We start from the raw sequence: 12215 nt of genomic DNA on the forward strand, positions 1-12215 counted from the left end.
TCCGTTCGCACTCTTAAAAAACGCATGTTTCACAAGGCGTTATCGGAGGTACGCTGACGCCTGCCACATGGAACAGGGTATGGGAAAACCGGCCCTCTAAGACTTTCGTGCACTTGCAGTCATCCCAATGATCAACTGGCGATTTTCCTCGATCATGAAATCCTGTCTCCTCATTCTTTCGATTGGATGATCTCCTGCAGGGCAATGATTGGGGGCAAATCAGTGACTGATCCGGCGTTTCTTGAAACGAACGAAGCCGATGTTGTTGTGTCTTATGACCGGGACCGCTCTCTCCAGGACATCGTACGTCAGCAGGCTCGCATCGCTCCGCAGGCGACGGCGATTGTCTTCGGCGACGAGCGTCTCACCTACGATGAGCTCGACAGATTGTCCGACGCCCTGGCGGGACACCTCGCGGAGCTTGGAATCCGGAAGGGCGATGTCGTGGGCATGCTGCTTCCGCGCGCGCTCAATACCGTCATTTGCATGCTTTCGATCCTGAAGGCCGGCGGCGTCTATGTACCGCTCGATCCGGCCTATCCCGAAGAGCATCTCGCCTATGTCGCCGCCGAGTGCGCCCCCAAGGTTGTCTTCGTCGATGCGGCATCCGCTGGAAGGGCTAGCTCCGTCCCCGACCTGCGCGGCACAATCATCGATGCAGAAGTTGTGATTGGAAGGCTCGCCCACAGCGCCGTCGCCAAACGGCCGGCCGTCGAGGTCACTGGCAGTGACCCGGCTTACATCATGTACACGTCCGGTTCCACGGGCCGGCCGAAGGGCGTTACGATTGCCCACCGAAGCATCGCGCGGGTCGTCCTCGATCAGAACTATATCGATTTCAGACGTGACGACGTCATCCTTCACGCCGCTACAATCGCCTTTGACGCGACGACCTTCGAAATCTGGGGGGCGCTGCTGAACGGATGCACGGTCGCCGTCATGCCCGATGCCGATTTCTCCCTGGCGCGCCTTACAGGCGTCATGCGTGACACCGGTGTCAGCATGACCTTTCTCACCACGGGGCTGTTCAATCTCTTCGCGGACTATGCAGGGGGCGATCTGCCGAGGCTGCGCCATGTGCTTTTCGGCGGCGACGTGGGCTCTCCAGTGCATGCCCGGCGATTCATCCAGCGCTATCCCGGCTGCCGGCTGAGCAACGCCTACGGCCCGACCGAAACTACGGTGTTTGCAGCGGTCTTCACCGTACCGCCAGGCTTTGCGGAGGCCGATCTGCCGATTGGAAAGGCGATCGCCCATACCGGGATCTGCATTTTGGACGAGGAATTGCGGGAACTTCCGCCCGGCCGCGAGGGGCAGCTTGCGATATCGGGCGACGGCTTGGCGATCGACTATTTCCGTTGTCCGGAGCGCACCGCGGAGAAATTCGTCTTTGTCGCCACGCAGGCCGGCCCGAAACGCTGCTATCTGACCGGCGATATCGCCCTTCTCCAGCCCGACGGCACGGTGAGCTTCAAGGGACGCCGCGACCGGCAGGTCAAGATCAACGGCAAGCGCATCGAGCTTGACGAGATCGAGACCGCACTGAGGAACGACCCGGCACTCTCCGACGCCATCGTTCTCTGCCACCTCCAGGGTCCCGCCCTGAAACGTATCGTCGCCTATCTGCGCCCGCGCGCGGAAACTGCGCTTGGCGATCCGGCTTTCGCACAAGAGGTCATGTCGAGGCTGCGCGCCACACTTCCGGTCTACATGATTCCGAGTGCGACCGTCATGGTCGAGGCATTCCCGCTCACCCCGGCCGGCAAGGTCGACCGCGCGAGCCTCCTCCCGCCGCCGGTCGAGGCCGCCCGGCCCGATGCGGAAGCCGTGGCAAGCACGCAAGCGGAAACGCTACTGACGCAGCTCTGGAGCGAGGCGCTGGGTGCCGAAAGGATCGATCTCGACAGGAACTTCTTCGATCTCGGCGGCACCTCTCTCCAGCTTCTGCAGGTGCATGCGGGACTGGAAACAAGGCTCGGGCGCTCCGTGGATGTCGTCGCACTGTTCAAGCATTCGACCATCCGCGAGCTTGCCCGCCATATCGAGGGCAAATCCCAGAACACCGCGCGATCCATCGCCGCTGCCCAGCGGGCGGCACTTCAGAGGAAAACCATGTCCCAGTTCCGAAGGAGCGCTTCATGACGGCAACTCACGAAACCGCCCACGCCGATCTCGATCGAATTGATATCGAGGACGATCAGGGTCCGGGCGGCATCGCGATCATCGGCATGTCCGGGCGCTTCCCGGGCGCACCCTCCGTAGAAGCGCTTTGGGAGCTCGTCCGTGACGGCCGGAATGCCTTTTCGATATTCGCGCCGGACGAAATCGAAGATTGCTTCACCGACGAAGAACGCGCCGCCGCAAATTATGTCGCTGCCCGCCCGCATCTTCCGGACGTGGACATGTTCGACGCCGAATTCTTCGGCATGTTCGCACGCGAGGCAGCACTCACCGATCCGCAGCATCGCGTCTTCCTGGAAATCTGCTGGGAAGCGCTCGAAAACGGCGGCTACGATCCGCATCGCTTTGCGGGCATGATCGGCGTATTTGCCGGCTCGTCCATGCCGACCTATCTGATCAACAACGTCCTTGGCGATCGTGCCAAGGCGGAGGAATTCGCCTCCAATTATCAGATCGGCTGTTTTCAGCAGCTCGTAGGAGCGCTCAACGACGCGCTCGCGACTCGTATTGCCTACAAGTTCGATCTGCGCGGCCCCGCCTTCACGCTGCAATCGGCCTGTTCGACCTCGCTACTTGCCGTGTCGCAGGCTTGCCAGAACCTACAGACCTATGCTTGCGACATGGCGCTTGCTGGCGGCGTGTCCATCACGCTGCCGCAAAAACGGGGATATCTCTACCAGGAAGGCGGCATGGCTTCGGCTGACGGCACCTGCCGGCCGTTCGATGCGAACGCGGATGGAACTGTCTTTGCAAGCGGCGCAGGCGTCGTACTCCTGAAGAGGCTGGAAGACGCGCGAAGGGACCGCGATCGCATCTTCGCAGTCATCCGCGGCTACGGCATCAACAATGATGGCTCCGACAAAGTCGGTTTCACCGCACCGAGCGTCCGGGGACAGGCCGAGGCGATCTCCGCCGCACTGGCAAATGCAGGAGTGCCAGCCGCATCGATCGGATACGTCGAATGCCACGGGACCGCGACGCCCCTGGGCGATCCCATCGAGTTCGGCGGCCTGAAGGAGGCCTATCTCGACATTGCGGACGCGCGGGAGAGCTGTGCGCTCGGTTCAGTGAAGGGCAATGTCGGGCATATGGATTGTGCTGCGGGCGTATCCGGTCTCATCAAGACAGCGCTGATGCTTCATCGCGGCAAGATTCCGCCGATGCCCAACTACAGCCGCCCCAATCCTCGGCTCAATATCGAGGAGAGCCCCTTTTATATTCCCACCGAAATGACGGACTGGCCGGCACAGGGACATCCGCGCCGCGCAGGCGTCAGCGCCTTCGGCGTCGGCGGCACGAATGTCCACGTCATTCTCGAAGAAGCGATTGGCGAAGAGCGCGAGGCATGCTCGGACGTCATCAAGCCGTACATCCTGCCGCTGTCGGCACGCAATCAGGCAGCCTTGTCGGCTATGCGCGCCAATCTCAGCGCTCACCTGACCGAGCACCCGGAGATTTCGCTCGCAGACGTCGCCGCAACGCTGCAGAACGGCAGATGCGAGTTCAGCCATCGCTTTGCGATATCGGCCCGGACCGTCGAAGAGGCGCGGGAAAAGCTCGGCGCAGAACGAACTGCGGATTCCGTCGCATCGGACGCCCCTCCGGTTGCGTTCATGTTTCCGGGACAAGGCGCGCAATATGTCGGCATGGGTGCTGGACTCTATGACAGCGAACCGGAATTCGCACGCTGGATCGACAGGGGCGCCGAACTGCTGAAGCCTATGCTCGGCCTTGATCTTCGGATTTTCATCTGCCATTGCGGACCGGTGCCGGAGTCAATGGCTGACGAACAGCGCAACACGCGCATCGCTCAACCCTGCCTCTATCTCGTCGAATATGCGCTGGCACGGCTGTGGATGAGCCGAGGCCTCAGGCCCTACGCGATGATCGGCCATAGCGTCGGCGAATTCGTAGCAGCAACGCTTGCCAACGCAATTTCTTTCGAAGATGGACTCCGGCTTGTCGCAAGCCGCGGGCGTCTCATGCAAAGCCAGCCGCAAGGCGCGATGGTTTCGGTTCGGGCCGACGCGCAAACCGTCTCCGCTTACCTGAAAGGCGATGTCGAGATCGCCGCCGTCAATGCTCCGAAGCTGTCGGTTATCTCCGGCCCGTTCGCGGAGATCGACGAGGTTTGTTCAGCATTCGAAGTTGGCGGCATTGCCTTCAGCCGCCTGCACACGTCGCATGCCTTCCATTCGCCGATGATGGACGAGGCGGCAGCCGCGCTTTACGAGGAGACAGCCAAGGTAACCTACGGAACCGCAACGGTTCCCTATATCTCTTGCGTGACCGGAGACTGGCAGACGGCGCAACAGGGCACTTCGCCGCATTACTGGGCAAGGCACTGCCGCGACGCCGTTCATTTCGCCGATGGCCTTGCAAAGCTTTGCGACGGGAGGAAACCAATACTCCTGGAGGTTGGTCCAGGGCGGACGCTCTCCGTATTTGCTTCGCAGACCGTTGCACGGGACAATCTGAATACCGTGATCCAGTCTCTGCCCGAACATGATCGCGCGCCGGAAGCTGCCGATGTCTTCGCCGGCGCCCAAGGCAGATTGTGGATGGCTGGCTGCGTGCTCGAATGGCCGGAACTGCCCAACGGCGCAACGGCACACCTTGATCTGCCGGTCTACCCGTTCCAGCGCCAGCGTCACTGGATCGATGCGCCTCCATCGGTGCGCCGCAATGCAGGCTCTTACGCGCTGTCCCGCTCCGAGCTGCAAATCGTGGCCGAACCTTCGGCTGCGATCCAAATGCCGGCAACTGTCAGCGTCGCTCCAGCGATCGCCTCCTCTTCCGCCGACCGTATCCCTGCGCTTGAGTGCGAATTGCTGGCCACTCTCGCCGAGATGTCGGGCAATGCATTGAGGCCGGCCGACGTCGCCGCGACATTTATCGAGCTGGGCTTCGATTCCCTCTTCATCGGGCAATTCGCGCAGAGGATCGAGAAGGACTACCGGGTCAAGATTTCGTTCCGCGATCTTCTGAGCACCATTCCGTCGATCGCCAACCTGGCGAAACATCTCGATGAGAAAATGCCGGAGAAGGCGCCGGCAGCATCTCCGCCGCCTGCGGCGCATCTTCTTGCACCAGCGGCGGTTTCTGCCGCTCCGGAGATGCCTCTTGCGCCTACCCCTTCGCCGTCTGCATCGATGGGCGAAGTGCAGGCCCTCATTCAATCGCAGATTCAACTGCTCCAATCACTCTTCGCCCAGCAGCTCCAGTTGCTGCAATCCTCGGCAACCTCTCCACCGGCGGCGGTGGCAGAAGGCGCTGCAGCCGTAAGCCTGGCGCAGGCGGTACTGGCAATTGCTCCGGCTCCAGCTGCTGCTGTCCCGCCCGGAACGGCAGGTGCGCCAGTTACGCTCGCACAAAGGCTGGGTTCCGTCCCGCTCACGGAAGCTCAGACGGAGATCTGGCTGGCAGCCCAGACCGGCGATGAAGCGTCCTGCTCCTTTAACCTGTCCATTTCGCTGACGCTGGACGGCGAGTTCGACGAAGCTGCCTTTTCAAAGGCACTGAGCCTTGTGACGGATCGCCATGATGCGCTTCGAATCCGCTTCAGTCGCGCTGGCGATTCCTTCCGCTTCGCCGACGATTTCGCGCTGAAGGCGCCGCTGGTGGATCTCGCCGGCCAGCCCGACGGCGAAGCGCAGCTTCGGGAAATGCTCGACGAGGATGCAAGGACGCCTTTCGACCTCGTCGACGGCCCGCTTGTCCGCGCCTTCATCGCGCGTCTGGCAGTCGACAAGCATGTCTTCGTCTTCAGCGGACACCACATCATCTGCGACGGCTGGTCGATCAGCGTGCTTCTCGACGAGCTAGCGATGGCCTATGCGGCTTTCCGCAACGGCGAGACACCGCAATTCGAGCCGGCGCTCTCCTTTGCCACGTATGCGACGGAGCTTGCGCCCACACCCGAAAAATCCGAGAAGGACGAGCAGTTCTGGCTCGACCAGTTCAAGGAGATTCCGGAACTGCCGGAACTGCCGCTGGACCGGACGCGGCCCGAACATCGCAACTTCGCCAGTGGTACCTGCACGGGCTACATCGAGGGCGATGTCTACAAGGCGCTGAAAAAAGCTGGAGCGCACTCTGGCGCAACCCTGTTTTCAACCTTGCTGGCAATGCTGCAGGTCGTCGTCTCCCGGCTTTCCGGGCAGGAGGACATCGTGATTGCGGTTCCTGCAGCCGGTCAGAACCTGATCGGAGAAGCGATCCTTTTCGGCCATTGCGTCAATCTCCTGCCAATCCGCCAGACCGTCACATCCCAGACGTGCTTCGGCGAGCATCTGAGAGCAACGCAGCGGCTTGTTCTGCAGGCGGTGGAGCATCAGTCCTGCACCTATGGCACGCTCGTGCGCAAACTCGGCGTAAAGCGGGATTCGCGCCGCCTGCCATTGACAGAAATCCAGTTCAATCTGGACCACACCGCGGCAGATCAGCCCTTCGGGAACCTGACGGCAAACATGGCCAACAACGTGAAGGGCTTTTCGAATTTCGACATGTTCTTCTGCGCGTTCGAAGAAGAAAACGGCGTCCGCATCGATGTCGAATACAATGCGGAGGTCTTCGACCGATCGACAATCGAGCGCTGGATCCAGCATTTCGCAACGCTCGCCGAAGCCCTGTCCAGGAACATCGACGTCGAGATCTCAAGGCTGCCGTTATTGAGCGACGACGAACGCGGCTGGCTGATCGACGGATTGAACGACACGGCGGCAAACTATCCGCGCGATGAGCACGTGGCCTCCCTCTTCGCCCGCAAGGCGTCGAAGCAGCCCGATGCGGTTGCAGCCGAACATGGCGGCCGCTCCATCACTTACGGCAGGCTGGAAGCCCGCTCCAATCAGTTTGCCCGATATATTCAAGAGGCGATACCCGAGCCCGGCCAGCGCATCGCACTGCTCGTCGACCGGTCGCTAGACATGGTCGTGGCGCTGCTGGCGATCATGAAGGCCGGACACACCTACGTGCCCATGGATCTTTCCCATCCTGAAGAGCGCCTTTGCCAGACCCTCGACGTCGCGCGCGTCGGCGGCCTGATATGCGACAGCGATGCCATGGCGTCGCTAGCCCCCGCAGACATTCCCGTTATTCGCATCGACGAGGAAGCAAAGGCGATAGGCCGAATGACCAGCACTGCGCTTGACGCTCTGCCGCCTAATTCCGCTGCCCCTGCATATGTCATCTTTACCTCCGGCTCGACCGGGGCACCCAAGGGCGTCGAAGTGTCCCATCAGGCATTGACGAACTTCCTCCTCTCCATGGCGAAGGAGCCCGGCTTCACCGATCGGGATACGATCCTTGCGGTGACGACGATCTCGTTCGACATCGCGGGGCTCGAGCTCTACCTGCCGCTCGTTACCGGTGGGAAGATGGTGATTGCCGACCGGCAGCAGGTGCAGGATGGCTTCGCCATTGTCGATCTCGTGGAAAAGAGCGGTGCGACCGTGCTTCAGGCAACCCCAACGCTCTGGCAGATGCTTGTCGAGGCCGGCCTGGAGGACAAACCGCACCTCAAGATGCTGTGCGGCGGAGAGCCTATGCCGAAAGAACTCGCCAAATCCCTGCTGAAAATCGGCGGCGAGCTCTGGAACATGTATGGCCCGACGGAGACAACGGTCTGGTCGTCCGTCGCGCGCATTACCGACGCGGAGGCACCGATCACCATCGGCCATCCGATTGCCAATACCCAGCTTCACATCGTCGGCGGCAACAACGACATCGCGCCGATCGGCGTCACCGGCGAGCTGTGCATAGGCGGTGACGGCCTGGCGAACGGCTACTTCGACCGGCTGGATCTGACCGAGAAGGCCTTCGTTCCGATCTCCTTCGGCTCGAACCGGTCAACGCGGCTCTATCGGACCGGCGATGTCGGACGCCGCCTTGCGAACGGTTCGCTGCAACTGCTCGGACGCCGAGACCAGCAGATCAAGCTCCGCGGCTTCCGCATCGAACTCGGCGATATCGAAGCCGTCGTTTCGAAGGCTCCCGGCGTGCGCCATTGCGCGGTCGTCGCTGCGGAGAAAAAGAGTGACGGCAAATTGCTCGTTGGATACATCGTACCGGAAGCAGGCGCCGAGCCGAGCGCAGCCGAGCTCTCGGACTTCGTCACGGCGAAGCTGCCCCGCTACATGGTGCCGACCTACTGGGTGACCGTCAGCGAATTGCCGCAGACAGGCAACGGCAAGCTTGATCGCAAGACGTTGCAGCAGCGAGGAATTCCTGCCCACAGCACCGAGGCTAAAAAGACCAAACCGCGCACTCCAATGGAAGTGCAACTTGCGGCTATTTGGCAGGACATACTCGGCAGCCAGGATATCGGCGTGGACGACAATCTCTATGCGCTTGGAGCCGACTCCCTCACGATTTTCCGCATGGCAGCGCGCATGCTGGACGCCAATCTCCCGCTGGAAGCCAAGCACCTCTTGCGCTACCCGTCCATCGCGCAATTGGCCAGGTTTGCCGAACAGCAGATCCGGCGGCGAGAGAAGCTGTCCAAAGGCCTGTCCTCAATGTGGTGCAGCGTCTTGAACGTTGACCAATTGCAGCCTGATGACGATTTCTTTGCCCTCGGCGGCAACTCCGTTCTCGCAGCCAAACTCCTGCAAGACGTAGAGGCGACCTACAAGATCGTTCCAAATCCGGAAATGATTTCCAAATTTCGGACATTCCAGGAATTCACGGCAAAAATCGCCAAGACACTGGAAGGCGTTGAAACGGATTCGTCTCTTTGGGAATTGGTGACATGCAAGACAGGCAGCAGCGATGCTGTTGTCTATACGTTCAATCATCCTTTCCTGTACTACGCGCTCGCTACCGAGATCGACGACAGCATTTCGGTTCACAACCTGAACATGTTCAGCGCTGATTTGACGAGCGCACCGGCGGATATGTCGGTGGAAGATATAGCCAGACAAGCGATCGAAGCGATGAAAATACCGGCGGGAACCCGTCGTTTGGCCCTTGTCGGTCTGTGTGTGAACGGCATTTTGGTCATGGAGATCAGCCGGCAGTTGCGCGAAATCGGCATAGACGTACGCTGTACCGCTGCCATCGATAGCTGGTGCCCCACGTACGTATCATCGCTGCCCAAGAGCCGCCTAATGTGGTGGCAGACCGAAAGGCGCGCGAAGCGGGTCTTGCACTTCACCAGCAAGCTGGTGAAGGGGGACATTACCGCCCAGGATTACTTCAGGCACTTCAACATCTCATGGAAGCTGATGCAGCTTCTTCACGTGAAAAGTGCCGAACCTTTGGAGTCAGATCGTGCCAATGCGATGGTCACTGCGTTCATGAATTCCGCAGCCGCGCATCACAATGACCCGGCAATCAGAGATTCATCAATTGTCCTGGTGCGCAGTCAGGCGCACAATAGCCGGGCACGAAAGTTGAGGTTCGGCTGGAGGAACGCCGTCGCCGAGGACACGCCGGTGCTCGACCTGGAAGGATGGCATGAGGACTCGCTGATAGATTCCGGCAAGGCCCTGGCAAATCTCATATCCGCGCGCCTTGGAGCCTCCTCGGACGTGTCATCAGGCGGAATAGCTCACTGAGCGCAATTCGTCAGACGTTCGTCAATTTCGGGAGCACGCGCGGATGGGAATGGCAGCACACAGACCTTTGAAAGTTGCGGTCCTGGCAAAGTCGAGGGATCGGCTCGAAGCATGGCAATTGATGGTGCTTGACCGGCTTGCTTCCGAGCCTCTTTTTGATCTTGCAAGCATCATCGTGCATCAGGCGGCACCTAAGGTTCGGGTGCCGAAGCTCTTCGCACTCGAGGCCCGTCTGGAACGCAGGCTCCTTACCCATGAGACCCCCTATCTGCCGAAATCCTTTTCGTCCGAATCCCAACGGTTCGACGACATGGGATCGCGCGATTTAGAAACGGCGGAGAGCCAGGACATCCTTCGACGCCTCATGCAGGACCTGGAAGTGGACATCGTCGTTCGTATGACGCCGTCGGGCCTGCCATCAGGCGTGAGTGACGCCTTGCCGTTCGGAGAATGGGCGTTGAGTTGCAGCGATCAGGTCTCGGACAATGTCGACTGGTTTGCCTATCGTGGTACTATTTCGAAGGCGGCATCGGTCGAGCTCTTGCTTTATAAGTCCGCAGGACCAGGCGGAAGCGTTGACGTCATTGCGTCGTCCTTCTTCAATACCAAGACAAGTGCTGCGCGCGTTGCCGCCTCCATAAAGGAGCGTGGCGTGACCTTGCTTATGCGCGAATTGAGACGCCTTGCCGAGACACGGCAACTGCATGTGATCGCCCGCCGGCCCATTCCGGCAATCCCCCCGCCCTCCACTTCAGACCTTGGCCGCTACGTTGCTACGCTTGCTGGCGACCTCGCCGCCCGTTGCATCAAAATGCTGAGAAAGAAGCTTCATTCCGGTTCGTCCGTTTGGGCCCTCTATACCGGCGGGGGTCACATCGAGGATTTCGACCCACAGCAATCCGTTGAAATTCCGCCAACGATGAACGAGATCAAGGCGGATCCCTTCCTTTTCGAACACGGGAACGAATGTTACCTCTTCTGCGAAGCCTACGCGGATGGCCAGAAGAATGCCCACATTGCCGTCGGGCGCTTCCGCGGAGACAAGCTTGAACACCTCGGGATAGCCTTGCGTTGCGAGCACCACCTTTCCTATCCTTTTGTTTTCAGGGATGGTGAGGATATTTTCATGATGCCCGAGCGGCACCAATCGCGCCAGATCCAGATCTGGCGCTGCGTCGAATTTCCGCTGAAGTGGGAATTGTACTCGACGGCGCTCGAAGGCCGGTCGGCCGCCGACAGCGTGCTGATGCGTCATGGCGGAAAATGGTGGCTTTTCACCAATCTGTCGGATTTCCACGACTATGAAGATCACTGCTGCGAACTCTATGTTTTCGAGGTCGACGGTCCAAAGCTCGAGCGCGTGACGCCGCACCGGCACAATCCGGTCGTCATAGACAGCACGCTCGCGCGAAATGCCGGACGCATGTTCGAACGCGGCGGCCGCCTCTATAGGCCGTCGCAGCGCAATGCCTATGGCATCTACGGATATGGACTGAACATCATGGAAATCGACGAGCTGAGCCTCGAAAGCTACAGCGAGCGGTGCATACGAACGATTACGCCGGACTTCAAGAAAGGCCTGCTTGGCTGCCATCATTTTGATGAGGCGGCCAATCGTTACGTTCTGGATGCCCGTTTGACATGAAGAGCAGGGCGTTTTCATCTCGATAGTTCAAGGTGACATGCTTTCCGGCGGTCAGCGCCGCAAGCGTCCCGACAAATGGATGTGGCATTTCGAGGTCGAACAGACTCCAATCCGCCGGCGTGTTTCCGTCTGCATCCAGGCGCTCAAGGCGCGGCGGAAGACCATCGCCAACGGTGACGTCGAATGCATCCAGGGGAAACGAAAGACCAACGCCGATCGCCTTGACGAAGGCTTCTTTGCGTGTCCAGACGGAATAAAACGCCCGACGATACTGTGCGGCCGGAAGTGCAGCGAGGGCCGTTTCCTCCTTCGGCGACAGGAAGCGGCTGACATTGTCTTCCTTCAGAGGCCGAACCTCTTCTATGTCTATCCCGACCTGGTAGCAGCTTGACACCGCAAGGGCCGCCATCCCGCCGCAATGGCTGAGGTTGAAATGCAACATCCTGCCGTTCGACGCTGCGATGCGCGGCTTGCCATAGGCATTGTAGCTCAGGCTGAGGCGATTGGGCTCAATCCCGAGGTAGCTGCCGACAATTCGGCGCAGCCCCGACCGGCCTGCAATGTACCTGCGGCGATCACGCTCGTGAACAAAGCGCGCTGCCGCATCGAGCTCGCGGGCCGTCAATGGCGTTGCGAGATATGGTGCCTGCGAAGTGCTCGCCTCCTCCAGGTTCCATATCCAGATATCGATGATATCAGCGCTCAAGCCGTCACGCATTACCCCACCCCCTGCCGACAGTTCATAGAGAGCGATCAGGACCGCCATTTGTCTGCCAGCCAAGCTCAGAATGGCAGCTAGCGTCACCTGCACGGAGCACCAGTTTGTCTGG

Annotated in this window: 4 protein-coding genes; 3 read left to right on the top strand and 1 reads right to left on the bottom strand. The window is 60.2% G+C overall.

Features of this window, described 5'->3' with window-relative positions; genetic code table 11:
• The first annotated feature begins 222 nt into the window (after positions 1–222).
• Genes RGR602_RS14075 through RGR602_RS14085 form a run of 3 tightly spaced genes read left to right on the top strand, consistent with a single transcriptional unit; the run spans position 223 to position 11385 of the window.
• Positions 223–2142: a non-ribosomal peptide synthetase gene (locus RGR602_RS14075; RefSeq protein ID WP_052451649.1), complete on the top strand. Its 1920-nt coding sequence runs from the start codon at positions 223–225 to the stop codon at positions 2140–2142.
• On the top strand, positions 2139–9740 hold the full coding sequence (locus RGR602_RS14080; RefSeq protein WP_052451562.1) for a hybrid non-ribosomal peptide synthetase/type I polyketide synthase: 7602 nt from the start codon (positions 2139–2141) through the stop codon (positions 9738–9740). Before RGR602_RS14075 ends, RGR602_RS14080 begins: the two co-directional genes overlap by 4 nt.
• 43 nt (positions 9741–9783) lie before the next feature.
• Positions 9784–11385 (top strand): glucosamine inositolphosphorylceramide transferase family protein, encoded by a 1602-nt coding sequence (locus RGR602_RS14085; RefSeq protein WP_039845621.1) that lies wholly within the window; start codon positions 9784–9786, stop codon positions 11383–11385.
• On the opposite strand, the gene RGR602_RS14090 is transcribed toward RGR602_RS14085, so the two are convergent.
• The gene (locus RGR602_RS14090) at positions 11309–12151 is read right to left on the bottom strand and encodes a 4'-phosphopantetheinyl transferase family protein (protein ID WP_052451563.1); all 843 of its coding nucleotides are present in this window, start codon (positions 12149–12151) and stop codon (positions 11309–11311) included. The genes RGR602_RS14085 and RGR602_RS14090 overlap by 77 nt on opposite strands.
• Between the last annotated feature and the right edge of the window lie 64 nt (positions 12152–12215).

The organism is Rhizobium gallicum bv. gallicum R602sp (assembly GCF_000816845.1).
Taxonomy (GTDB): Bacteria; Pseudomonadota; Alphaproteobacteria; order Rhizobiales; family Rhizobiaceae; genus Rhizobium; species Rhizobium gallicum.